The 23,716-nt window shown below is 69.2% G+C and carries 17 protein-coding genes and 2 tRNA genes; 8 read left to right on the plus strand and 11 right to left on the minus strand.

The window, feature by feature from the left end; all coding sequences use genetic code 11:
* Positions 1 to 106: 106 nt before the first annotated feature.
* The 9 genes from WCE39_RS00580 to WCE39_RS00620 form a co-directional block, all read right to left on the minus strand.
* Positions 107 to 1,843 (minus strand): right-handed parallel beta-helix repeat-containing protein, encoded by a 1,737-nt coding sequence (locus tag WCE39_RS00580; RefSeq protein ID WP_343274767.1) that lies wholly within the window; start codon positions 1,841 to 1,843, stop codon positions 107 to 109.
* Positions 1,844 to 2,096: 253 nt separating this feature from the next.
* Positions 2,097 to 2,173: transfer RNA gene (locus WCE39_RS00585), tRNA-Arg, on the minus strand.
* A 64-nt stretch (positions 2,174 to 2,237) separates the two neighbouring features.
* Positions 2,238 to 2,330: transfer RNA gene (locus WCE39_RS00590), tRNA-Ser, on the minus strand.
* Between the two features lie 73 nt (positions 2,331 to 2,403).
* Positions 2,404 to 2,628, minus strand: a complete 225-nt coding sequence (gene csrA, locus WCE39_RS00595; protein WP_343274768.1) for a carbon storage regulator CsrA — start codon at positions 2,626 to 2,628, stop codon at positions 2,404 to 2,406.
* Between the two features lie 146 nt (positions 2,629 to 2,774).
* Entirely contained in the window at positions 2,775 to 5,468 is a 2,694-nt protein-coding gene (gene alaS, locus WCE39_RS00600; RefSeq protein WP_343274769.1) for an alanine--tRNA ligase, read from the minus strand.
* 161 nt (positions 5,469 to 5,629) lie between these two features.
* The gene (locus WCE39_RS00605) at positions 5,630 to 6,166 is read right to left on the minus strand and encodes a regulatory protein RecX (protein ID WP_343274770.1); all 537 of its coding nucleotides are present in this window, start codon (positions 6,164 to 6,166) and stop codon (positions 5,630 to 5,632) included.
* A 2-nt stretch (positions 6,167 to 6,168) separates the two neighbouring features.
* Positions 6,169 to 7,260, minus strand: coding sequence for a recombinase RecA (gene recA, locus WCE39_RS00610; RefSeq protein ID WP_343274771.1), 1,092 nt, complete (start codon positions 7,258 to 7,260; stop codon positions 6,169 to 6,171).
* A gap of 153 nt (positions 7,261 to 7,413) precedes the next feature.
* Entirely contained in the window at positions 7,414 to 8,151 is a 738-nt protein-coding gene (lexA, locus tag WCE39_RS00615) for a transcriptional repressor LexA (protein WP_343274772.1), read from the minus strand.
* A 33-nt stretch (positions 8,152 to 8,184) separates the two neighbouring features.
* Positions 8,185 to 9,867, minus strand: a complete 1,683-nt coding sequence (locus WCE39_RS00620; RefSeq protein ID WP_343274861.1) for an ABC1 kinase family protein — start codon at positions 9,865 to 9,867, stop codon at positions 8,185 to 8,187.
* 180 nt (positions 9,868 to 10,047) lie between these two features.
* Between WCE39_RS00620 and WCE39_RS00625 the strand changes: the two genes are divergently transcribed.
* From WCE39_RS00625 to WCE39_RS00635, 3 genes are read left to right on the plus strand one after another with little or no spacing between them, the layout of a single operon-like run.
* A complete protein-coding gene (locus WCE39_RS00625) occupies positions 10,048 to 11,166 on the plus strand; it encodes a GNAT family N-acetyltransferase (protein WP_343274773.1) in 1,119 nt (372 codons plus the stop codon).
* The gene (locus WCE39_RS00630; protein ID WP_343274774.1) at positions 11,163 to 12,248 is read left to right on the plus strand and encodes a GNAT family N-acetyltransferase; all 1,086 of its coding nucleotides are present in this window, start codon (positions 11,163 to 11,165) and stop codon (positions 12,246 to 12,248) included. The genes WCE39_RS00625 and WCE39_RS00630 overlap by 4 nt, the downstream gene beginning before the upstream one ends.
* 49 nt (positions 12,249 to 12,297) lie before the next feature.
* Positions 12,298 to 12,972: a class I SAM-dependent methyltransferase gene (locus WCE39_RS00635; RefSeq protein ID WP_343274775.1), complete on the plus strand. Its 675-nt coding sequence runs from the start codon at positions 12,298 to 12,300 to the stop codon at positions 12,970 to 12,972.
* Positions 12,973 to 12,992: 20 nt separating this feature from the next.
* Here WCE39_RS00635 and WCE39_RS00640 read toward each other — a convergent pair whose 3' ends face one another.
* Together WCE39_RS00640 and WCE39_RS00645 are read right to left on the minus strand one after the other, a co-directional pair.
* Positions 12,993 to 13,487, minus strand: coding sequence for a CinA family protein (locus tag WCE39_RS00640; protein WP_343274776.1), 495 nt, complete (start codon positions 13,485 to 13,487; stop codon positions 12,993 to 12,995).
* Positions 13,488 to 13,640: 153 nt separating this feature from the next.
* Positions 13,641 to 16,232 (minus strand): TonB-dependent receptor, encoded by a 2,592-nt coding sequence (locus WCE39_RS00645; protein WP_343274777.1) that lies wholly within the window; start codon positions 16,230 to 16,232, stop codon positions 13,641 to 13,643.
* Between the two features lie 233 nt (positions 16,233 to 16,465).
* On the opposite strand from WCE39_RS00645, the gene WCE39_RS00650 reads away from it, so the two are divergent.
* The 5 genes from WCE39_RS00650 (at position 16,466) to WCE39_RS00670 (ending at position 23,654) form a co-directional block, all read left to right on the plus strand.
* Complete coding sequence (locus WCE39_RS00650; RefSeq protein WP_343274778.1) at positions 16,466 to 17,917, plus strand: GGDEF domain-containing protein; 1,452 nt, start codon at positions 16,466 to 16,468, stop codon at positions 17,915 to 17,917.
* A gap of 67 nt (positions 17,918 to 17,984) precedes the next feature.
* Positions 17,985 to 20,585: a DNA mismatch repair protein MutS gene (gene mutS, locus WCE39_RS00655; RefSeq protein ID WP_343274779.1), complete on the plus strand. Its 2,601-nt coding sequence runs from the start codon at positions 17,985 to 17,987 to the stop codon at positions 20,583 to 20,585.
* Positions 20,582 to 21,310, plus strand: coding sequence for an MOSC domain-containing protein (locus WCE39_RS00660; protein WP_343274780.1), 729 nt, complete (start codon positions 20,582 to 20,584; stop codon positions 21,308 to 21,310). Before mutS ends, WCE39_RS00660 begins: the two co-directional genes overlap by 4 nt.
* A 73-nt stretch (positions 21,311 to 21,383) precedes the next feature.
* Positions 21,384 to 22,013 (plus strand): DUF937 domain-containing protein, encoded by a 630-nt coding sequence (locus tag WCE39_RS00665; protein ID WP_343274781.1) that lies wholly within the window; start codon positions 21,384 to 21,386, stop codon positions 22,011 to 22,013.
* A 108-nt stretch (positions 22,014 to 22,121) separates the two neighbouring features.
* Positions 22,122 to 23,654 (plus strand): catalase, encoded by a 1,533-nt coding sequence (locus tag WCE39_RS00670; protein ID WP_343274782.1) that lies wholly within the window; start codon positions 22,122 to 22,124, stop codon positions 23,652 to 23,654.
* Positions 23,655 to 23,716 lie beyond the last annotated feature (62 nt).

Genomic DNA, 23,716 nt, shown 5'->3' on the forward strand with positions numbered 1-23,716 from the left:
CCTGCATGGGAAAACTCGGAATGCGTGCAAAGACGGCCACGGCCCGGACGGCAAAAGGCCCCGGCGTCTCCACCGGGGCCCTTGGGCATCGCCATGTGACGGCGTGTCACTCCATCTGCAGGGTCACTCTGTCACGCGCTGCGCCCAGCCAGGCCATGAAGCGCTGCCAGGCGACCACGGCGGGTGCGGTGATGCGGACCTGGCGCTGCGCCTCGGCGTGCACGACGCCTGCCGGCACCGGCGCGCTCCCTGTCGCGGTGTGATCACCGGCCGCTGCCGGCATCCCTGCGCTGCCGGGACGCTCGCCGGCGGTCGCGGGACCGGGCGCGGGCGGCACCAGCGGAGCGGAACCGTTGCGGGGCGACGGCCCCGGGTTGGACCCCGCGTACTCGTCGGCGCCGATGTCGTAGCGCGTCGGACGAATCTGGCCGTCGATGTCGTCGAGCACCTGCGACAGGGCCACGCCACGATCGATCGCCGGGCTGCCGGCGGGCAGGTGCCCGGTGGCGTCGACTGTGAACGTAGCCGACATGCTGTTGGCATCCGCACCGGTGGTCGATCGCCACTGCGCCAGCGAACCATCCGTCAGGTTGCTGCCGGGCCGCGCGTCCCGGAACCGGCAGCTGGCCTGGAAACCGTTGTAGTCACTGCCGGGCGATCCGCTGAGCCCGGACAGGCCGCCGAGCTCGCTGGAGTAGCGGATCTCCACGCAGCGGCCGCCATCCTGGATCACCAGGTTGTTGCGCAGCATCGGATTGCGGTTGGCGGGGCGCCCCGCGGCCGGGTCCCAGTCCTGGAAGGTGATGCCGAAGTACAGCGGCGCATGGCCCTTCCGCGCCGAATTGACGATCGTGTTGTTGGCGACCAGAGAATCCCTGGACGCATACAGGCCGATGCCCGCATAGCCGGCGTTGCGCACGTAGTTGTTGCGCACCGTGCCGCGGATCGCCTCGTAGTAGCCAGGGTTGAGCTGCAGGTCGAAGAATTCCGGGCTGGTGTCGAAGCCGACCAGGATGCCCGCGTCACCGGTGTTCTCGATCCGGTTCCGCTGGATCACCACGTCGGCCGCGCCGCCCTTGAAATACAGGCCGGTGGTCGCGGTGTCGTGGATGTAGCTGTCTTCCACGACCATGCCTGAGCCATTGACGTTGTCGATGCCGTCGGCGTTCTTGGAATCGTCCGGCGTGCCCGGCGGATAGCCGACGCCGGTGGTGTGGATTTCGACGCGACGGATGGTCGCGTTGTCCGACTTGGGGGTGATCTTGATGCCGTCACGACCGGTGTCGTGGATCAGGAGATCCTCCAGCACCACGTTGCGCGCGCCATGGGCGCTGGACGGCCCGCCCTGCTCCCAGTTGGTCATCAGCATCACGCCGTAGTAGCCGCCGCTGATCTCCAAGCCCGCCACACGGCTGCCCGAGGCGTTGACATCGATGCGCACCGCGACATCGGACGTGTTGCCGCATTGGATATGCGCACGTTCGCCCGGATGGGTGCGGAGCACGAGCCGGTGGCGCAGGCGCACTTCGCACTCGTTGTAGGTGCGGTTGCTGGGCGGGCCACGGACGGTGATCGTGTCGCCCGCGGACGAAACGCTGCCTGCTGCGGCGTGCCTGATGGTGCGGAACGGCTTCTGCAGCGTGCCGGTGCCGGTGCTGTCACTGCCCGCCGTGGATACGAACCACTCGGCGGCAAAGCCCGGGAGCGAGGCGGCAAGAAGGAATACGGTGGCTGCTGCAGCCAGGATGCGCGTGTAGCGGGGCCTGCGCGAAGGCCGTGATTCGGGATCTGCGGCGGTCGAGCACGCAGGTAATCGCACTTCTTGGTGAAGACATAATCGCATCGGGGGAACTCCGGGAATGGCGACAGCGCCCCTGTTCGACGTCGCGGCTTGGATGTGGGCACCGGCGTCCGCGCGCGCGGACAGGTGCGGATCGGATCGTACCGGCGCGCCGCGCCCCGGAGGGTGCCGGGCGTCACACTTGGTCCCGCGATGGGCCGCGGCCTCAGCCGGGCGTCAGGCTCGCGACCCGTGCCGGCCCGCAAAAGCAGAAAGGCCAACGGTGCAAGCCCGTTGGCCTTTTGCGTGTTGCCTGTGGTGCGCCCGGAAGGATTCGAACCTCCGACCCCCAAGTTCGTAGCCTGGTGCTCTATCCAGCTGAGCTACGGGCGCGTTGTGCAGAAGCGGAATTATGCAGAGACAGCCAACTTTCGTCAATCGCCTTCCGCCGTTGAACTGGCGGAGAGTGAGGGATTCGAACCCTCGATAGAGCTATAAACCCTATACTCCCTTAGCAGGGGAGCCCCTTCAGCCACTCGGGCAACTCTCCGGGTGTTGCATCCCCACGCTGGCCAGGCCGGCGCGGTGCGTAAGAATACCGGCTCGGCCCGCAGCCGGCAAACTTAATTCGAATTGCTGACGTCCTCGTCGGTGCCGCCGTCCTCGCCGGCCGCTGCCACGGGCTCATTGCGCTGGATGCGCTGGTAGATCTCTTCGCGGTGGACCGAAACATCCTTGGGCGCGGTGATGCCGACGCGCACCTGGTTACCCTTGACGCCGAGCACGGTCACCGTGACCGAGTCACCGATCATGAGCGTCTCGCCGACCCGCCTGGTCAAAATCAACATGTGGGAGCTCCATGGGCCGGGTCTCCGCCCGGTCTTTGCTGGAAGGCGCGCACCAGCGGCCTTCCCGAGTGTTCACGCGATCCCGCCATGATAACTAGGCGCCGACCCGCTGCGTGCATGCACAAAGTAACGAATCCCGGCGCGGTTCAGGCCACCCGCTCCGCAACCCAGGCCGGGACCGCGGCGAGCGCGGCCTCGAGGGCCGGCCCGTCCTCGCCGCCGCCCTGGGCCATGTCCGCGCGGCCGCCGCCCTTGCCGCCGACCTGCGCGGCCACGTGCGAGAGCAACTCGCCCGCCTTGATCCGGCCAAGCGCGTTTCCGCTGACGCCAGCCACCAGTGCGGCACGGCCGTCGCTGGCGCCGGCAAGCAGCACCACGGCATCGCCAAGCTGCTGCTTGAACCGGTCCAGGGCATCGCGCAGCGCGCGGGCGTCGAGGCCCTCGATCCGCGCCGCCAGCACCTTGATCCCGCCGACATCGACCGCGCCGGCGGACAGGTCGGCCGTGGCACTGCTGGCAGCTCGCGCCTTCATCGCCTCGAGTTCGCGCTCCAGCTTCTTCTGCCGGTCCAACAGCGCGCGCAGCTTCTCGCCGACCTCGGCGGTGGTGCCGCCCAGGAGGCGCGCGGCTTCGGACAGGCGCGCCTGCTCCCCCGCCACGTGATCGAGCGCGGCGCGGCCGGTGAGCGCCTCGACGCGACGCACGCCGGCGGAGACACCACCCTCGGACACCAGCTTGAACAGGCCGATCTCGCCGGTGCGGCCGACGTGGGTGCCGCCGCAGAGTTCAACCGAGTCGCCCATCTTCACCACGCGCACCCGTTCACCGTATTTTTCGCCGAACAGGGCGATGGCGCCGGCGTCGATCGCCTCCTGCATCGCCATCTCGCGGATGCTGACGCCATGGTCGGCCCGCACTTCGTCGTTGACCCGGAGCTCGATGTCGCGGAGCTCGTCGGCGGTGATCGGCTCGAAGTGCGAGAAATCGAAACGCAGGCGGTCGGGCGCGACCAGCGAGCCCTTCTGCGCAACGTGGTTGCCCAGGCGCTCGCGGAGGGCGCCGTGCAGCAGGTGGGTGGCGCTGTGGTTGAGCACGGTGGTTCCGCGGCGGGCGCCGTCCACGCCGGCGGACACGCGGTCGCCCACCGCCAGCGTGCCGGTCCGGAGGCGACCGATATGACCGTGGTACTGGCCCGCGAACTTGCGGGTGTCCTCGACCAGGAAGCCGCCGCCGGTCGCCACTGGCGTGGCCGCCGCATCGGGCGCGAGCTCGCCGGTGTCGCCGACCTGGCCGCCGGATTCCGCATAGAACGGAGTGCGGTCCAGGAACACGATCGCCTCCTCGCCCGCTTCGATACGCTGCGCGGGGCGTCCGTCGCGCAGCAGCGCCACGACCTCGAGCCCATCGGCCTGCAGCTGCTCGTGGCCGAGGAAGCCGGTCGGCGCCATCTTCGCCACCAGCTCCGCCGGAAGCGTGGTGCCGCCACCGAACTTGCCGGCGGCGCGCGCGGTCTCGCGCTGTTGCTCCATCGCGGCCTCGAAGCCGGCGATGTCGACGTCCATGCCACGCTCGCGCGCCATGTCGGCGGTGAGGTCAAGCGGGAAGCCGTAGGTGTCGTACAGGCGGAACGCATCGATACCCGGGATCATTCCGCTGGCCGCGGGCCCCGCGCTGCGCGCGGCGACCTCGTCGAAGATGCGCATGCCCGAATCCAGGGTCTCGGCAAAGCGCTCCTCCTCGGCCAGCAGGGCGCGCTCGACCAGCGCACGCTGCGCGCGCAGTTCCGGGTAGGCATCCCCCATCAGTGCGTCGAGGGTGGGCACCAGGGCGTGGAAGAAGGGCTTGCGCACGCCCAGTATCCAGCCGTGGCGAAGGGCGCGGCGGATGATACGGCGCAGCACGTAGCCGCGGCCCTCGTTGGACGGCAGCACGCCGTCGACGATCAGGAAGCTGCAGGCGCGGATGTGGTCTGCGATCACGCGCAGCGACTTGTTGTCGAGATCCTGCGTGCCCGTGAGTTTCGCCGCCTCGCCGATCAGGGCCTGGAACAGGTCGATTTCGTAGTTGCCGTGCACGCCCTGCAGCACGGCGGCCAGCCGCTCCAGGCCCATGCCGGTGTCGACGCAGGGTGCCGGCAGCGGGGCCAGGTGCCCATCGGGCTGGCGGTCGAACTGCATGAACACCAGGTTCCAGATCTCGATGTAGCGGTCGCCGTCCTCGTCGGGCGAGCCCGGGGGACCGCCGGGGATGTGGGCGCCGTGGTCGTAGAAGATCTCGGTGCAGGGGCCGCAGGGGCCGGTGTCGGCCATCTGCCAGAAATTGTCCGAGGCGAAGGGCGCACCCTTGTTGTCGCCGATGCGCACGATGCGCTCGGTGGGCACGCCGACCACGTCGTGCCAGATGGCGTAGGCCTCGTCATCGGTGTGGTAGACCGTGACCAGCAGGCGCTCGGCCGGGATCTTCCAGACCTGCGTCAGCAGCTCCCAGGCCCAGGCGATGGCCTCCTTCTTGAAGTAGTCGCCGAACGACCAGTTGCCGAGCATCTCGAAAAAGGTGTGGTGGCGCGCGGTGTAGCCGACCTGGTCGAGGTCGTTGTGCTTGCCACCGGCCCGCAGGCAGCGCTGGACGTCGGTCGCGCGCACGTAGCCCGGCTTCTCGGCGCCGAGGAACACGTCCTTGAACTGGACCATGCCCGAATTGGTGAACAGCAGGGTCGGATCATTGCCCGGGACGAGCGATGCCGAGGGCACCACGGCGTGGCCGCGGCTGCTGAAGAAGTCGAGGAAATCACGACGGATATCGGCCGTGGTGGGGCGCGCGGAGTGGGTGCGATCAGGCATCTGGCGTACGGGCTTTTTGCGGGGGCGGCGCCTTCCCGGCGCCTCCACTGGCCGCAGCCGGACACGGGCGCCGGGCGCTTGCGCTCGGAACGGTCTAGGTTAGCAGGCCGCGGCCGCCCCGCAGCACTCCGCAGTGGGCGGACAGCCGCCGGACAGGCCGCTCAGTCGTCGGCGTCACCGGAGGCGGTCGCCGCGCGCACCGTCTCATGGTCGAAGCCGCGACGGAACAGGAGGTCGGCGGCCTTGCGCCGCAACACCGGATCATGGGCAAGCGCGGCCCCATAGCGGCGCCGCGCCAGGTCGCGCGCGCGCGCCCTCCAGTCGTCGGCGCCCGATTCCGCCAGCGCCTCGAACGCGGCCCCGATGTCCTCGCCGCCAAGCCCATGCGTGCCGAGTTCAGCGCGGATGCGCAGGGGGCCGTAGCCCGACTCGGCACGCATGCGCGCCAGCCCTGCGGCGAAGCGGCCATCGTCCTGCCATCCCGCTTCGGCCATGCGCTCGACCGCCGCCTCGGCCTGCCCGGCCTCGACGCCGCGGGCCTCGAGCTTGCGGGCGAGCTCCTTGCGCGAGTGCTCGCGCCGGACCAGCAGGGCGAGCGCCCGCTGTGCCGGGGTCGGCTCCGGCCGGGGCCGCCGGCCGCGACCGGACCCACCTTCGCGCTCGCCGCTGCCAGCCCCGCCCTCACCCACCCGCGCCATGCTCAGGCCTTCGCTTCCTTGGCCTCTTTGGCACCTTTGCCCGTCTTCGCACCCGTCTCGACGGCGACCTCGGCGCCTGCTTCGGCCGCAGCCAGGACGGCCTGCGGCATCAGCCGCGCGCGCAGTTCGCCCTCGATCCTCTTCGCGACCTCGGGGTTCTCCTTGAGGTACAGGCGGGCATTCTCCTTGCCCTGCCCGATGCGCTCTTCGCCGCAGCTGTACCAGGCACCGGCCTTCTCGACCAGCTTGGCCTCCACGCCCATGTCGATCAGCTCGCCTTCGCGGCTGATGCCCTCGCCGTAGAGGATCTCGGTGATGACCTGCTTGAACGGCGGCGCCATCTTGTTCTTGACCACCTTGATGCGGGTCTGGTTGCCGATGATCTCGTCGCCCTTCTTGATCGCACCGATGCGGCGGATGTCCAGGCGCACCGATGCGTAGAACTTGAGCGCGTTGCCGCCGGTCGTGGTCTCGGGACTCTGGCCCGGCATCATGATGCCGATCTTGTGCCGCAGCTGGTTGATGAAGAACACCATGCAGTTGCTGCGCTTGATGTTGCCGGTCAGCTTGCGCAGCGCCTGGCTCATCAGGCGGGCCTGCAGGCCCGGCAGCTGGTCGCCCATCTCGCCCTCGATCTCGGCGCGCGGGGTAAGCGCGGCGACCGAGTCGATCACCACCATGTCGACCGCGTTGGAGCGCACCAGCATGTCGGCGATCTCCAGCGCCTGCTCGCCGGTATCGGGCTGCGACACCAGGAGGTCGTCGACGTTGACGCCGAGCTTCTGGGCGTAGGTCGGGTCGAGTGCGTGCTCGGCATCGATGAAGGCCGCGGTGCCGCCCTGCTTCTGGCATTCGGCGATGGTCTGCAGGGTAAGCGTGGTCTTGCCCGAGGACTCGGGACCGTAGATCTCGATCACGCGGCCGCGCGGCAGGCCGCCGATGCCGAGCGCGATGTCGAGCTGCAGCGAGCCGGTGGGAATGACCGGCACCACTTCGGCGACGCGGTCGCCCATGCGTATCACCGAGCCCTTGCCGTACTGCTTCTCGATCTGGCCCAGGGCCGCGGAAAGCGCGCGCTTCTTGTTTTCGTCCATCGTTGGTGTCCTCGGATCAGGTATTCGGAATGTGGTCAGTGTGGGTGGCGAGGGTCGCAGGGGCTGCGACATCGCGCCGTGGTTCGAAACTAGTGCCAGCCCTGGCTCACCGGCAGCGGTGGAAGGCGCGCGCGGCAGTGGGGGAATTCCCCGTCACCGGTTCGGCCTGACGAGGCCGCAGTAGAGGCCCTCGATGGCGAAGTCCTGGTCCGGCAGGACCTCGATCGGCGCGTAGTCCGGGTTGCGCGGCAGCAGGCGGATGCGGTCCTTGCCCATCTTCAGCAGCTTGACGGTGATTTCGTCGTCGATGCGGGCGATGACGATCTGGCCCGAGCGCGCGTCGGCCGTGCGATGCACGCCGATGAGGTCACCGTCGAAGATGCCCTCGTCGCGCATGGAATCGCCGCGCACGCGCAGCAGGTAGTCGGGCGCCGGGGAGAAGAAGGCGCGGTCCATCAGCACCATCTGGTCGCTGCCGATGTCGGCGCCGATGGGGACGCCGGCGGCCACCTGCCCGAGGACGGGAAGCTCCAGGAGATCCGCGGCGGAGTTCGCAGGCGCCGCGCCCTCGGGGAGGGTTGTGCCCACGGCAGGCCGGCGTTCCGTCCCAGCGGTTGTGGCTGCGCCATCGTCCGCGCCGTCCACTCCCGGGAAGTCCAGCGCCCCCTGCGGACGCTCCGGCGGCCGCAGCACGCGGATCCCGCGCGCGCGCCCCGGGATGCGTTCGATCGCGCCGGCGGCTTCGAGGGCCTCGAGGTGGTACTGCGCGGCGCGCACGCTGCTGAAGCCGCAGGCGCGGGCGATCTCGGCCTGCGAGGGCGGCATGCCCTCCTCCGCTATGCGCTCGGCGATCAGGGCGAGGATGGCCTGCTGGGTATCGGTAAGATCCATGGTTAGTAGTAATACTACTAATGCCCGCGGGAATCAACGCCTGTGCGCGCCTTTCCAGATCGAGTACACGATCCACACTCCCACCGCGGCGGCGCCCACGAAGCCGGCCACCCCGAGCGCCATCAGCCACTGGTTGCGCGCCCCGCCGCCGACGCTGTTCATCACGATCGACGAGCCGATGATCAGCGCCGCGGTGATCACGCCCATCGTCAACCGGCTGGCTGCCCGGTCGACCTGGTCGCCCACGGCCTGCAGCGAGGGGATGTCGATGCGCGCGCCGAGCCGCCCACCGCGCGCGGCGCGAACCAGCCGGCGCAGGTCGCGCGGCAGTTCGGCACCGAATTCCAGCATTCCCGCCAGGCCGCGGCGGCCACGCCGGGCCAGGACGCCGGGTGCGAAGCGTCGGCGCAGCGCCCGCTCCAGCCACGGCCGCGCCTCGGTGGCCATGTCGAAACCGGGATCCAGCTGGCGGCCGAAGCCCTCCAGCGTGAGGAAGGCCTTGATCACCAGCGCAAGGTCCGGCGGCAGCATCAGTCCGTGGCGGCGCAGCAGGCCGGCGGCGTCGGACAGCATGGTGCCCATGCGCAGGTCCTTCAGGGCCACGCCGCGATAGCGGTCCACCACCACTGCGGTGTCCGCCTCGAGCCGCTCTTCGTCGACCTCGCCGCCAATACTCCAGTCCAGCAGGATGTCGGCGACCGCCTCGGCGTCCTGTTCGACCATCCCGTGCAGCAGGCGCGCGATTTCGATGCGACGGCGCTCGCCAAGGTGGCCGACCATGCCGAAGTCGATGACCGCGATGCGGCCATCCCGCAGGAAGAAGAGGTTGCCCGGGTGTGGATCGGCGTGGAACAGGCCATCCTCGAGCACCATCTTGAGCACGATGCCCGTACCGGCGCGGGCCAGCGCGCCGCGGTCCAGGCCGGCGGCATCGACCGCGGCGAGGTCGCCGGCGGGAATGCCATCCACGAAGTCCTGGACATTGAGCCGCTCCGACGTCCACTGCCAGTGCACCCGCGGCACCAGCACGCTGTCGTCGCCGGCGAAGTTGGCAGCGATCCGCTCGGCGCTGCGGCATTCCGCGGCGAAGTCCAGTTCGCGCCGCAGCGAGGCACGGAACTGGCGCACGACCTCGACCGGCCGATAGCGGCGCAGGTCCGGCAGTTGCGATTCGACCATTTCGGCCAGGCGCCCCATCAGCCGCATGTCGGCCTCGACCACCTCCACGATCCCGGGCCGGCGCACCTTCAGGATCACGGCGGTGCCGTCGTGAAGCCACGCCCGGTGCGCCTGGGCGAGCGAGGCCGCGGCGATCGCCACCGGCTCCACGCGCGCGAAGGCCACGTCCGGCTCGACGCCCAGGTCGTCCACGAGCTGCGGCCGCACGGCGTCCCAGGGCAGCGCGGGGACCGCGTTCTGCAGAAGCCCCAGCTCGGCGATCCACTCCGGCGGCAGCAGGTCCACGCGCGTGGCCAGCACCTGGCCGAGCTTGACGAAGGTCGGTCCCAGTTCCTGCAGCGCGCAGCGCAGGCGCTGCGGCGGCTTCATCTCCAGCCGCTCCTCGGCACGCTCCCAGTGCAGCAGGCGCCCGGCCCGCTCGAGCACGCCGGCCATGCCGCTGCGGCGCACGAGGTCGCCAAAGCCGTGGCGCACGAAGACGCTGGCGATCTCCTGCAGGCGCCCCAGATCGCGGACCCCGGCGAGGGCGTCGAGCATGGTCACCGGTGGCGAACCCGGCAGGGAACGAGGTCGATGCAATCGCGGCGCATCGCGCAACTATACCGGCGGCGCGCGCATCCGGAGCTCCGCCGGACATGTCCAGCACGCGGTACTTCCTGCGTTATCAAGCCTGCAACGGGCGGAAATCCGCCGCCGAACAGGGGACCCGACGTATCCATGAACGCATCTCGCATTCCAGGTGTCCAGCTGACCGAGGTCAGGCGGATTGATGACGCATTCGCCCTGGAGATCGACCACCTGGCCGCCAACGCGACCGAACCCAACCCGTTCTACGAGAGCTGGTGTTTGCGACCCGCACTGGAGCACCTGTCCAGCGAGCCTCTTCAGCTGTTGTCGGTACGCAGCGCCACGAACGGGTTGATCTGCGTGTTGCCGCTGACGTACCGCTCCCACTTCAAGCGCCTGCCGAAGCGGACGTTGCGGTCCTGGATCCACGAATCCGCGTTCCTCGCCGCGCCGCTCCTCCACCGCGGCCACGTGCAGGAAGCCATCGACGCCCTCCTCGACTGGTTCGCCAGCAAGGGCGCGGCGGCAGGCGTCATCGAGCTGGTCGACATCCGCATGGACGGCGAAGTGGCCTCCGCCTTGGACACGGCCATCGCACGGCGGCCGCAGCTGCTGACCCGTCGCACGCGCTGGACGCGCGCGATGCATCGCCTGGACAGGCCCGACGACCCCGGACACATGTCCGCCAAGCAACGCAGCACCCTGCGCCGCAAGGAGCGCCGCCTGGCGGAGGAAGGCGCGCTAGGCTACCGGACCATGTCCGACGGCGACGACCTCACGACCTGGCTGGAAAACTTCATGGACGTGGAAGCCTCAGGCTGGAAGGGCCGCGCAGGGACCGCCATGGGCGCCGATGCGGCGCGGCGGGCATTCGTGCTCGCCGCCTGCCGGGCAGCCCATGCGCGCGGCCAGCTGCACATGCTTGCACTGGAGCTTGACGGCCGGCCGATCGCGATGAAGTGCAACTTCATCAGCGGGAACCAGGCGTTCACCTTCAAGATCGCGTACGAAGAGGCGCATGCCCGACATTCGCCCGGGGTGCTCATCGAACTGTTTCAGATGCGCTGCATCCGCGACACGCATCCGCAGCTGCAGGCAGTCGATTCCTGCACCGTGGCCGACAACACCATGTTCCCGAACCTCTGGCCCGGTCAATGCGAACTGGGCGATTACGCCATCCTGCACAACACCCTGCTCAACCGCGTGGTGCTGAACCATGGCGAGCGGGTGCACCGGTTGCTGAAGCGCCTGCTGGTGGCGAGTGCATGAGCGCTGTCAAAGCGGCCATCGCGGCACCCGAGCCGTCGCCGCACTACACCATCCATTCCGGCGACGTCGAGCGCGATCGCGATGCGATCCTTGCGATCTGGGGCGACCATTTCGGCCCGCTGGCGATGCAGCCCGACAAGTACGACCATTTCTATCGCGACAGTCCACATGGGCCACCCATCATCCAGCTCCTGCGCCACCAGCCGGATGGCGCGCTGGTCGGCGTGATCGGCGCCGGTCCACGCCCCATGTATTGGCGGGGGCAGCCTCTCCGCGCGGCCGTCGTCGCCCATTTCGCCGTCACTGCGTCGCACCGCTCGCTTGGGCCGGCCCTGCTCCTGCAGCAGGCCCTGGTAGAAGCGGCCCGGGGGCGGTTCGATCTGTTGTATGGACTGCCACGACCGGGCGCCGTCGGGGTGAGCAGGCGTGCCGGCTTCGGCGTGATGGGCGAGCTGGTGCGGCATGCCAAGGTGCTCCGCCACGGCGCCTACCTGCGGCGACGCCTGCCTGCCACCCTTGCCCACCCGCTCGGTGCGATCTTGGACACCGCCGGCGTCGTGCGCGACCGCGTGGCCGACGGTTTGACGTCCGGTCTGCACTGGCGCTGGTCCGCGGCGAGCGATCCGGCGATGGATGGCCTGTGGCATTCCCCGGCTCGTCCTGGCGCCTTGGCCAGCGTCCGTGGTCACGCTGCAGTGCAATGGCGCTTCGACCTGCCGCCTGCCGGGCGGGCGCGCTATCTGCTCGTGTCCGACGGCGACGGAACGTTGCTGGCGTGGTTCGCTTGCGACGCCGAGGACAGGCCCGGTGATCCGCTGCAGGTGCTGGACTACTGGTCGGCCGACGCGCTGACCGGGCTCTCGCGGCCGCTTGTCCGGGCGCTGGCCGCCGCCGCGCGCGCGCAGCGGCGGCCCGCGATCCACCTGCTGCTGGCGGCAACACCCGCAGCACTGGCCGGCTGGCGTGCCGAGGGATTCGTCGCCCGCAGCAGCCAGCCGATCATCGGCCTCTGGCTGGGCGATGCCCTCGCTCCAGCCGGGCGACCCGACCTGCACATGACCTGGCTGGATCAGGACGGCTGAGATGATCGTATTCTCGCGAAAACTGGTCCGCCAGGTCCGCATCGATGGCGTGTCCGGCGTCATCGCCAAGATCCCCCTCTGGCTGCGGACGCTGCGCGAGATGCGGCTCGATCGCAAGCTGGGCATTGCCACCATGGGTCGGATCGAGGCCACCGAATCCGTCGGGACCGGACCGCACCCGCAACACCTGGACAACGCGGTCTTCTATGCCCCGCTGCCGTTCGTCAAGTTCAACCGGCTGATGCGTGTCGCGCAGCCGTTCGATCCTGCCGAGTACACCTTCATTGATTACGGCGCCGGCAAGGGGCGTGCGCTCGCGCTCGCCAGCGACATGGGCTTCCGGCACGTGGTCGGCGTCGAGCTGTTCGAATCGCTGTGCGTGGAAGCGCGCGTGAACATCGCCGCGTTCAGCGCGCGCCAGCCGCGCGGTGCCGCCATCGAACTGCTGTGCATGGACGCGGCCGCCTACGAGCCGCCGCCCGGCGACCTGTTCTGTTACTTCTACAATCCGTTCGACGACGTGGTGATCCGCAAGGTGCTCGCCAATCTCGAGGCGGCCCTCAGGGACGCCCCGCGCCGGCTCATCATCGCGTATTCGAATCCGCAGCACGCGGACGTGTTCGACGCCGCGCCGTTCCTGCGGTCGCACTATCGCAGCGACACGATGTGCGTCTACGTCGGCGTGCCCGCGCGCGTCATCCCGCCCGGTACGCAACACCGCTAGCCAAGGTCGTCACACGCGACTCAAAGCAGCCGCTCCAGTCCCCGCAGGGCTTCGGCCACGGTCTGCCTGCGGACCGCATCGCGATCACCGGCGAAGACGAAGACCTCCGCCTGCGGGTAGCCGCCCCGGCGCTTCCAGCCGATCCACACCGTGCCGACCGGCTTGTCTTCGGTGCCGCCGCCCGGCCCGGCGATGCCGGTCACCGCCACCGCCACCGTGGCCCCGGAATGGACCAGCGCGCCGGAAACCATTTCGATCACGGTCTCGCGGCTGACCGCACCGTGTTCCTCCAGGGTCTGCGGCCGCACGCCCAGCAGCGCCTGCTTGGCCTCGTAGCTGTACGCAGCCAGCCCACAGTCGAACCAGGCCGATGAGCCCGCCACGTCGGTGACGGTCTTTGCGATCCAGCCGCCGGTGCAGCTTTCCGCGGTCACCAGCATGTCACGGTCGGCCTGCAGCCGCGCGCCGGTGTGCTCGGCCAGTCGTGCCAGTTCTGCGTCGCCAGGGACATCCATCGCGTCGTTCCGTGCCGAAAGCACGCAGTATCGGGCGTCGTGGGCGGCTTGTCGCCCCGATGGGCGTGGCGCGCGCGGCGGCGCAGGGACCCGGAACGACGGCGGCCCGCCGAAGCGGGCCGCCGGACCAGCATGCGACCAGGGGCCGCGGACTCAGAAGTAGTTGAACCGCACGGTCACCCCGTAGGTCCGCGGCGCACCCAGGAAGGTGTTCCACGAGCCCGCCTGGATCGGCGCGTCGATCCCGACCTGCTTGTAGGTCTCGTCGGTCAGGTTCTGGCCCCAGAGCTCGACCATCCAGCGGCGGTTCCTGCTGCCGAAGCCGAGGCGCGCGTTGACCAGGGTGTAGGCATCCTGCTGCTTCTGCGGATCGAGGTCGGAGCCGGTGTTGTAGTCCGACATGTACTTGGCACCCACATTGAAGCGGCCAAGGAAGTCGGCACCGAAATCCCACTCGTAGGTCAGCGAGGCGTTGCCCGACCACTCCGGCGCGAAGCTCATCTGGTTGCCGGGCAGCAGCACCAGGTCGGCGTCGGGCAGCAGGTCGTCGCCGTACTCGGTCTTCGCATAGGTCAGGCCGCCCTGCAGCATGAGGCCTTCGATGCCCGGCTGCCACAGCAGGTCCATGTCGACGCCGGTCGAGGTCACCTCGGGGATCGCGCGGACCACGAACGCGGTGCCGAGGAAGCTGTTGAGCTGGAAGTCCTCGTACTTCTGGTGGAACACCGCGGCGTTGAACAGCAGGTTGCCCTCGGCCCAGGTCGACTTCATGCCCAGCTCGAAGCTGTTGACGAACTCGCCCGGGAAGTAGGTGTCGTCCTGCGGGGTGATGCCGACCTGCACACGGTCCAGGTTGAAGCCGCCGGCCTTGTAACCGCGCGCCGCCGAGACGTAGCCCATGACGTCATCGGAGAAGTCGTAGGCGACCTTCAGCGTGCCGGACCACTCCTTCTCGGTGCTCTCCTGCCGCGTCTCCCGGCCGTCGTGCAGGACGTTGGCCCACGGCAGGCACATGAAGCCGGCGACCTGCTGGATCGCGGGACCCAGCTGCGGCAGCATCTGTTCAAGCAGCTGCTGCTGCAGCGCCGGCGGCAGGTTCGCGAAGCCATTTACCCGCCCGATCATCGCACCGCCCACCGCACCGACCGGATCCGAGAGGGCCACGCCGCAGGCCGCGCTGCCGTTCGGGTTGGTGAAGTGCGAATCGAGCGTTTTCTTCTCGCGCGTGTAGCGCAGCCCCAGGGTGATATCCAGCGCGTCGGTGGCGTGGAAGGTGTTGTTGGTGAAGATCGCGGCGCTCCTGGCGTTCTGCGCATAGGTGTCATGCGCGCCGATGCCCCTGTAGTTGGTCCCGAATGGCAGGCCCGTGACTTCAGACAGGAAGGTTGCGGGATTGGCCATGTTCACGCTCAGTCCCAGCTGCGGCGGAAGCTGCCCGATCGCCCCCGCCAGCCCGGCCAGCACCTGGCTGCCCACGAGCGTGGACAGGTAGGGCTCGTAAGCCGCGCCCATGAAGTAGGAATCGTTGCGCGCCAGGTCCTCGTCGGAATAGAACAGGCCCACCATCCAGTCGACGCGGTCGGTCGAGCCGGTCAGGCGGAACTCCTGGCTGAAGTTCTCGAACGCGACCAGCGAGTAATCCTCCTCCGGCGGCCGGTACATGATGTCGGCCGCGGTGTAGTCGAAGTCGATGCTGGTGATCGCATCCCAGTTGCGGAGCGCGGTGATCGAGGTCAGGACCGCCTCGTTGGCCCAGGGCGTGGTCCAGTTGACCTCGGCCGAGATGCCCTTGTCCTTCAGGTCCTGCTCGGTGGTGCGGTTGGCGAAGCCCAGGCGGCGGTCGAGGTCCGGCACCGGGATCACGCCCACGCCACCCGGCGTCAGCGCATCGATGATCGCCGCCGTCGGCCCGCGATGGGTGGTCATGGTCACGCAGCAGTTCTCTTCGCGGCTTGCGTAGTCGGCCACGAAGTTGATGTTCAGGGCGTCGGTCGGCTCGAACAGCAGCTGGGCGCGCACTGCATGGTAGTTCTGGTCGCCGTCGTCGGTTTCCTGGCGCGGGCCGTTGGCGGTGAACACGTCATCCACGCCGTCGCGCTTGCGCTTGGTGGCATAGACGCGGAACGCGGCGTTTTCGCCCAGCGCGTCGTTGTAGGAGCCGGAGACGCCGAACAGGCCGTAGTTCCCCGCCGTGACCTCGGCTTCGACGCTCTGCGAATAGCTCGGGCGGCGGGTGATCACGTTGATCACGCCGGCCGAGGTGTTCTTGCCGAACACCGTGCCCTGGGGGCCCTTGAGCACTTCGATCCGCTCCAGCTCGCCCAGGTCGCCGAAGGAGACGCTGTTGCGGGCGCGGTACACGCCGTCGATGACCACGCCCACCGACGATTCCAGGCCGGGGTTGTCGCCGACCGTACCGATGCCGCGGATGCGCGCGGTGGTCTGGGCGGCCGACTGGGTGCTGGTCACGGTCAGGCCGGGCACCAGCACCTGCATGTCCTTGATGTCGCGCACGCCGGTATCCACGAGCAACTGCTCGGGCAGCACGTTGATCACGATCGGTACATCCTGCAGGGCTTCCTCGCGCTTCTGCGCGGTGACCGTGATGCCGGCAAGCGTGGTGGGTTGTTCGTCGGCCGCGGGCGCAGCGTCCTGGGCATGCGCCGTGGACACCAGGGACGGAGCGGCGAGGATGGCGAGAAGCGCCGTGGCGAGCGCGTGGCGTTGCAGATGGCCTGAGACCATGGGTGTCCCCCTACGATGGATGTTGTTTCGGTCATCGGTGTCGGCGCGGCCGCCGCCATGAATTGCATGGCGGAACGCACGGGGCCCGTGTGGGGGGACTGGCCCGGTGCTGCGGTTTTCGCAACCTTGAGGCGACGCTAGCACAATTCCGGACGCATGCGTATGTGCGTCGCGGCCGGCCCTGGAACCCTGCATTCATGCCGGCCTGCACCGCCGCGCGCGACAATGCGCCGATGACTGCAGATCCCTCCCCGGCCAGCGCCCGACCCGACCCCCAGCCCCCGCCCGACGCGCGCCTGCTGGCGGACTGGCGACGACGGCTCGAGGCGGCTTCGGACGACGTCCGGACCCTGCTTGCCCGCGTCGTGGCGGAGGGCGGCCCGGCGGTGGCGGACCACTTCTACGGCGACATGCTCGACGATCCGCGGGCGGCCCGGTACCTCGACGTCGACCAGGTGCGCGAGCGCCTGAAGCCCTCGCTGCAGCGCTGGCTAGCCCAGCTGCTCTCGGCGCGCGCCGACGAGGTGGACGCGCTGCAGGCGACCCAGGAAAAGATCGGCCACGTCCACGCGCGCATCGGCATCCCGGTCGACCTGGTGGGCCGCGGCGCCCGCATGCTCAAGGACGACCTGCACGCGGGCATCCGCCGGCAGGCGGTCGATGGGGACATGGCGCTGGACACGATCATCTGCGCCGACGGCCTGGTCGACATCGCGCTGGAATCGATGACCCGCGCCTACAGCCGTGCGCGCGAAGCCGCAGGCCAGGTGGACGGCGCCTTCAGGCTGTTCTCGCTGATCCAGAACATCGGCACCGAGCGCGAGCGGCAGCGCGCGCTGCTGCTGACCTGGGAGAACGCGCTGATCTACGCGCTCACCTCGGACCACCCGGGGTCGGCGGCGGCGCTGCAGGTCTCGCGCTCGGAGTTCGGACTCTGGTTCCTGCACAAGGGCATGGCCAGCTTCGGCGACACCGCCGAGACCCGTGAGGTGAACCTCATCACCTCACGCATGGACAGCACGCTGCGCACGCGCCTGCCCCTGGCCACCACCCCGGCCGAGCGCCGCGAGCTGCTCGACACGCTCCGTGCCGATGCCGACGCCATTCGCAGCCTGGTGTCCATGCTCTTCGACGGCATCGGCGACCTCGAGTCCGGCCGCGACGCACTCACGCGGCTGCTCAACCGCCGCTTCCTGCCCACGATCCTGCGCCGCGAAATCGCGCTGCAGGCCAATACCGGGCGCCAGTTCGCGGTGCTCATGCTCGACCTCGACCATTTCAAGTCGATCAACGACACCCATGGCCACGAGGCCGGCGACCGCGCGCTCAAGCACGTCGCGGCCCTCCTGGTCGAGAACACCCGCGGCAGCGACTACCTGTTCCGCTACGGCGGCGAGGAGTTCGTGGTGGTCCTGGGCTCGGTGTCCGGCGAGGACGCAACCGCGATCGCCGAAGGCCTGCGCAACGCGATCGCCTCTGGGCCGGTGCTGCTTGCCGACGGCAGCGCGCTCCAGCTCACCGCCAGCATCGGCGTCGCCATGCAGGACGGCCACCCGGACTACGAACGCGTGCTGGCCCGTGCCGACGCGGCGATGTACCAGGCCAAGCGTGGCGGCCGCGACCGCGTGGTGGTGGCCGAGGGTGAACTTCCGGAAACCCCCGGCGCACGCGCGCTCCGCGGCTGACCATCGGCGTCGCCCGGCTACAATCCGGGGCCGGGCGCGTCCCTCGCCCGCCCCTGCCGCCGGACGAATGACGCTGGACAGAAAGCCCGAACACACCCCGCTGATGAAGCAGTACTTCGCCGCCAAGGCGGAGCACCCCGACGTGCTCCTGTTCTTCCGCATGGGCGACTTCTACGAGCTGTTCCACGACGACGCCCGCAAGGCGGCGAAGCTCCTGGACATCACCCTGACCCAGCGCGGCGCGTCCGGTGGGGCGCCGATCCCGATGGCCGGCGTGCCGCATCATTCCGCCGAAGGCTACCTCGCTCGGCTGGTGGCGCTGGGCGAGTCGGTGGCGATCTGCGAGCAGGTGGGCGACCCGGCGACCAGCAAGGGCCTGGTCGAGCGCAAGGTGGTGCGGATCGTCACGCCGGGCACGGTCACCGACGAGGCGCTGCTGTCCGAACGCCGCGATACCCTGCTGCTGGCGCTCAGCCGCGGCGGCGCCACGTCCAGGGGCTGCAGCTATGGCCTGGCCTGGGCCGACCTCGCCGGCGGGCGTTTCCTGGCCAACGAGGTCGTCGGCGACGACGCATTGGAAGCCGAGCTTGCGCGACTTGACCCCGCGGAGCTGCTGCTCCCCGACGAGGACGGCTGGCCCGCGTTTGCGACCGGCCGCGGCGGCGTTCGAAGGCGCGCGCCCTGGCTGTTCGATGCCGACAGCGGACGCAGGCAGCTGCTGCAGTTCTTCGGCCTGCACGACCTGGGTGCCTTCGGCATCGAAGACCGTCCGCAGGCCATCGCCGCGGCCGGTGCGCTGCTGGGCTACGTCGAGGAGACGCAGAAGCAGCGCCTCCCGCACCTGACCGCGATCGCGCTGGAATCAAGCGACGGCGCGATCGCGATGAACGCCGCCACCCGTCGCCACCTGGAACTCGACACGCGCGTGGATGGCGAGCAGAAGCACACCCTGCTCGGGGTGCTCGACAGCACGGTCACGCCGATGGGGGGGCGCCTGCTGCGGCGCTGGATGCATCGCCCGCTGCGCGACCGCACGATCGTCGGCCAGCGCCAGCACGCGGTCGGCGCACTGATCAGCGACGGCGTCGAGCGCGACCTGCGCGAGCGCTTCCGCGCGCTCGGCGACGTCGAACGCATCCTCTCGCGGATCGCGCTGCGATCCGCGCGCCCGCGCGACCTGTCCACCCTGCGCGATGCGCTGGGCCTGCTGCCGGGACTGCGCGCGGCGCTCGGCGCGGTGGATTCCCCGCGGCTGCAGGCGCTGGTGGCCGGCCTGGGCGAGCACGCGGCCCAGGCGGCGCTGCTGGCGGAAGCCCTGGTCGAGCAGCCGCCGGTCCTCGCCCGCGACGGCGGCGTGTTCGCCGACGGCCACGACGCCGAGCTTGCCGAACTGCGCCGGCTGTCGACCCATGCCGACCAGTTCCTCATCGACCTCGAGGCGCGCGAGCGCGCGGCCAGCGGCATCGCCACGCTCAAGGTCGGCTACAACCGCGTGCACGGCTACTACCTCGAGATCGGCAAGGCGCACGTGGCGAGGGCGCCGACGCACTACACCCGGCGGCAGACGCTGACCAACGCCGAGCGCTACATCACCGAGGAGCTGAAGGGCTTCGAGGACAAGGTGCTGTCGGCGCGCGAGCGTGCGCTGGCCCGCGAGCGCCTGCTCTACGAACAGATCCTTGACGAGCTCAACCTGCACCTGGAGTCGCTCAAGCGCTGCGCCGCGGCGCTGGCCGAACTCGACGTGCTCGCCGGCCTGGCCGAGCGCGCGATCGCGCTGGACTGGTCACGCCCGGAGCTGGTCGACGACGCCTGCCTCGAGATCGAGCGCGGCCGCCACCCCGTGGTGGAAGCGGTGCGCGACGAACCCTTCGAACCCAACGACCTGATGCTTGACGGCGACCCGGATGCCAGTGCGCGCCGGATGCTGGTCATCACCGGCCCGAACATGGGCGGCAAGAGCACCTACATGCGCCAGAACGCGCTGATCGTGCTGCTGGCCTGCATCGGCAGCTTCGTGCCCGCCGCGCGTGCGCGCATCGGCCCAATCGACCGCATCCTCACCCGCATCGGCGCCGGCGACGACCTCGCCCGCGGCCAGTCGACCTTCATGGTCGAGATGAGCGAGACCAGCCATATCCTGCACCACGCCACGGAGCAGTCGCTGGTGCTGATGGACGAGATCGGGCGCGGCACGTCGACCTATGACGGTCTTGCCCTGGCCGAAGCCTGCGCGCGCCACCTTGCCGCGCACAACCGCTGCTACACGCTGTTTGCCACCCATTACTTCGAGCTGACCGCGCTGGCCACGCCGGGCAGCGGGATCGCCAACGTGCACCTGGACGCGGTCGAACACGGCGAGCGGCTGGTGTTCATGCACGCGGTGAAGGACGGCCCTGCCAACCGCAGCTTCGGCCTCCAGGTGGCCGCGCTGGCCGGGCTGCCGAAGCCGGTGCTGCGCCAGGCGCGCGCGCGCCTGGCCGAACTCGAGCAGCAAGGCCCGGCGGCGTCCCCACCCCTGTCGGCGGAAGCACTGGATGCACCGCAGCAGTTCGGGCTGTTTTCGCCGTCATCGGCTGCGCTCGAAGCTCTGGCCGGAATCGATCCCGACGAACTCACGCCCAAGCAGGCGCTGGAAGCGCTGTACCGGCTGAAAACACTGGCATGACTACCGCTCCGGAAATCCATGTGCGCGTGGAGGCCCTGCTCACCGGCGTGGCGGTTCCCTACGCCCGCCCCGGCAGCCGCAGCGGGATCGACAAGCGCCCACGCAGCGGCCCGCTGCGCATCACCGCCACCGGCCTGGACGGCGATGAGCAGGGCGACCTGCGCGTGCACGGCGGCGTCGACAAGGCAGTGCACCACTACCCCTTCGAGCACTACGCGACGTGGCGCTCGGAGCTCGGCGAGCTGCCGGTACTCGCTGCGCCAGGCGCGTTCGGCGAGAACATCAGCAGCGAAGGCTTGGACGAAGGCTCGGTTTGCATCGGCGACCGCTTCGCGCTTGGTCACGCGGTGCTCGAAGTCAGCCAGGGGCGCCAACCGTGCTGGAAGCTCAACGACCGCTTCGGCGTACCGGACATGGCGCGGCGCGTACAGGACAGCGGCCGCACCGGCTGGTACTACCGCGTGCTGCAGCCAGGCGTGGCCGAGGCCGGCGACACCCTGCGCCTGCTTGAGCGCCCGTGGCCGGACTGGTCGCTGGATCGCCTCAACCGTCTGCTGTTCGATCGGGTGCTCGATCCCTTGGCACTGGAACCGCTGCTGGAGCTGCCGTTGGTGCCATCCTGGCGCAGGCTGGTCGAGCGTCGCCTGCAGCTGCACACCGTCGAGCAATGGGGGCCGCGCATCGATGGACCCGACCCCGGACCGACACCATCCCGCGAGTCCTGAGCCGGCACTCGTGGCACGTCGTTGCGCCATCGAAACGACGTAGGATCGGAGATCCGACCCCGAGGATACGGACATGGCCAATCTCACCGACGATCTTCTTTCACAGCTCCAGGGCGCGCCTGCACAGCAGGTGGCACAGCAGCTGGGCGTTGCACCGGCGCAGGCTTCCGACGCGATCCGCGCGGCGCTTCCGCTCCTGATGGGTGCACTCGGCAAGAACGCCAGCCAGCCTCAGGGCGCGCAGGCGCTGTACGGCGCGCTGCAGAAAGACCATGCGGGCCTCGACCTGGCCGGGGTGATGGGCGCGGTGCTTGGCGGTGGCAGCGCCGGTGGCGCCAATGCGGGCGCCGGCCAGGGCGGCGCGATCCTCGGCCACATCTTCGGCGGCAACCAGCCGCGCGCCGAAGCCGGCGTCGCGCAGGCCACCGGGCTGGGCCAGGGCCAGGCCGGGCAGCTGATGAAGATCCTGGCGCCGATCGTGATGGCCTACCTCGCCAAACAGATGTTCCAGCAGCGCCAGACCGGGGCCAGCGGCGACGGCGCAGACGCACTGGGCAGCATCCTCGGACAGGAGCAGCGGTCGATCCGCGAGCAGTCCGGCGCGGGCGGCCTGTTGGGCGCCGTGCTCGACCAGGACGGCGACGGGCAGCTCGGCATCGGCGACCTGGTGAAGCTTGGCGGCGGTCTGTTCGGGAAGAAATAAAGCCGGCGATAGCCAGGTGCTATCAATCGAAGGCCTCAAATCGATTTCATCTTTCCATCACCTCGCCGTAGAGTCAAAGCCGACCACCACGGCACTGGGAGCCAGCGCATGAACACACCCTCCGACGACGGGAAGAAATGCCCCGTCACCCATCTCACCACCGATTTCGGCGCCCCGGTTCCGGACAACCAGAACAGTCTCACCGCCGGCCCGCGCGGCCCGCTGCTGTCGCAGGACGTCTGGCTGCACGAGAAGCTCGGCAACTTCGTGCGCGAGGTGATCCCCGAGCGGCGCATGCACGCCAAGGGCTCCGGTGCCTTCGGCACCTTCACCGTCACCAATGACATCACGAAGTACACCCGCGCGAAAATCTTCGAGGCCGTCGGCAAGACGACCGAGATGTTCGCCCGTTTCACCACCGTTGCCGGCGAGCGTGGCGCGGCGGACGCCGAACGCGACATCCGCGGCTTCGCGCTGAAGTTCTACACCGAGGAAGGCAACTGGGACATGGTGGGCAACAACACCCCCGTGTTCTTCATCCGCGACCCGCGCAAGTTCCCCGACCTCAACAAGGTGGTGAAGCGCGACCCGCGCACCAATCTGCGTTCGGCCACAAACAACTGGGACTGGTGGACGCTGCTGCCCGAGGCGCTGCACCAGGTCACGATCGTCATGAGCGACCGCGGCATTCCGGCCAGCTACCGCCACATGCACGGCTTCGGCTCGCATACCTACAGCTTCTGGAACGAAGCCGGCGAACGCTTCTGGGTGAAGTTCCACTTCCGCACGCAGCAGGGCATCAGGAACCTGAGCGATGCCGAGGCCGCGGACATCATCGGCAATGATCGCGAGAGCCACCAGCGCGACCTGTACGACGCAATCGAACGCGGCGACTTCCCGAAGTGGACGCTGTACATCCAGGTCATGGCCGAAGCCGAAGCCGAGAAGGTGCCCTACCATCCCTTCGACCTGACCAAGGTCTGGCCCAAGGGCGACTACCCGCTGATCGAGGTCGGCGAGTTCGAGCTCAACCGCAATCCGGAGAACTTCTTCGCCGACGTCGAACAGGCCGCGTTCGCACCCAGCAACCTGGTGCCCGGCATCAGTGCGTCGCCCGACAAGATGTTGCAGTCGCGCCTGTTCAACTACGCCGACGCGCAGCGCTACCGCCTGGGCACCAACTACCAGCAGATCCCGGTCAACGCCGCGCGCTGCCCGGTCAACAGCAACCATCGCGACGGCATCGGACGGGTCGACGGCAACTACGGCAGCCGCCTCCACTATGAGCCCAACAGCTTCAACCAGTGGCAGGAACAGCCGCAGTTCCGCGAGCCGCCGCTGCAGATCACCGGCGACGCCGACTGGTGGGATTTCCGCGACGACGATGCCAACTACTACAAGCAGCCTGGCGACCTGTTCCGGCTGATGACACCGGACAAGCAGCAGCTGCTGTTCGACAACACCGCGCGCGCGATGGGCGACGCGCCGGACTTCATCAAGCAGCGCCACGTCGACAACTGCACGAAGGCCGATCCGGCGTATGGAGCCGGCGTGGAGGCGGCATTGCGCAAGCTCGGCGCGTTTGCCGGCACCACCTCGCCCAACAGCCTGGGTGAACAGGAGCCGCGCTCGGAGAGCTGATCGTCCGGTTCAGATGCTGCAACGCGAAGGCCGCGACGCCGATGGAGTCGCGGCCTTTTTCG

It is taken from the genome of Luteimonas yanweni (genome assembly GCF_039548475.1).
GTDB lineage: Bacteria > Pseudomonadota > Gammaproteobacteria > Xanthomonadales > Xanthomonadaceae > Luteimonas.

Coding starts and splice junctions, on each gene's coding strand:
- WCE39_RS00650 (WP_343274778.1), top strand. CDS start 16,466: ATGACTGCAGATCCCTCCCCGGCCAGCGCCCGACCCGACCCCCAGCCC.
- lexA (WP_343274772.1), bottom strand. CDS start 8,151: ATGGATCTTACCGATACCCAGCAGGCCATCCTCGCCCTGATCGCCGAG.
- WCE39_RS00620 (WP_343274861.1), bottom strand. CDS start 9,867: ATGCTCGACGCCCTCGCCGGGGTCCGCGATCTGGGGCGCCTGCAGGAG.
- WCE39_RS00605 (WP_343274770.1), bottom strand. CDS start 6,166: ATGGCGCGGGTGGGTGAGGGCGGGGCTGGCAGCGGCGAGCGCGAAGGT.
- WCE39_RS00630 (WP_343274774.1), top strand. CDS start 11,163: ATGAGCGCTGTCAAAGCGGCCATCGCGGCACCCGAGCCGTCGCCGCAC.
- csrA (WP_343274768.1), bottom strand. CDS start 2,628: ATGTTGATTTTGACCAGGCGGGTCGGCGAGACGCTCATGATCGGTGAC.
- WCE39_RS00580 (WP_343274767.1), bottom strand. CDS start 1,843: ATGCGATTATGTCTTCACCAAGAAGTGCGATTACCTGCGTGCTCGACC.
- WCE39_RS00670 (WP_343274782.1), top strand. CDS start 22,122: ATGAACACACCCTCCGACGACGGGAAGAAATGCCCCGTCACCCATCTC.
- WCE39_RS00640 (WP_343274776.1), bottom strand. CDS start 13,487: ATGGATGTCCCTGGCGACGCAGAACTGGCACGACTGGCCGAGCACACC.
- alaS (WP_343274769.1), bottom strand. CDS start 5,468: ATGCCTGATCGCACCCACTCCGCGCGCCCCACCACGGCCGATATCCGT.
- mutS (WP_343274779.1), top strand. CDS start 17,985: ATGACGCTGGACAGAAAGCCCGAACACACCCCGCTGATGAAGCAGTAC.
- WCE39_RS00660 (WP_343274780.1), top strand. CDS start 20,582: ATGACTACCGCTCCGGAAATCCATGTGCGCGTGGAGGCCCTGCTCACC.
- WCE39_RS00625 (WP_343274773.1), top strand. CDS start 10,048: ATGAACGCATCTCGCATTCCAGGTGTCCAGCTGACCGAGGTCAGGCGG.
- recA (WP_343274771.1), bottom strand. CDS start 7,260: ATGGACGAAAACAAGAAGCGCGCGCTTTCCGCGGCCCTGGGCCAGATC.
- WCE39_RS00645 (WP_343274777.1), bottom strand. CDS start 16,232: ATGGTCTCAGGCCATCTGCAACGCCACGCGCTCGCCACGGCGCTTCTC.
- WCE39_RS00665 (WP_343274781.1), top strand. CDS start 21,384: ATGGCCAATCTCACCGACGATCTTCTTTCACAGCTCCAGGGCGCGCCT.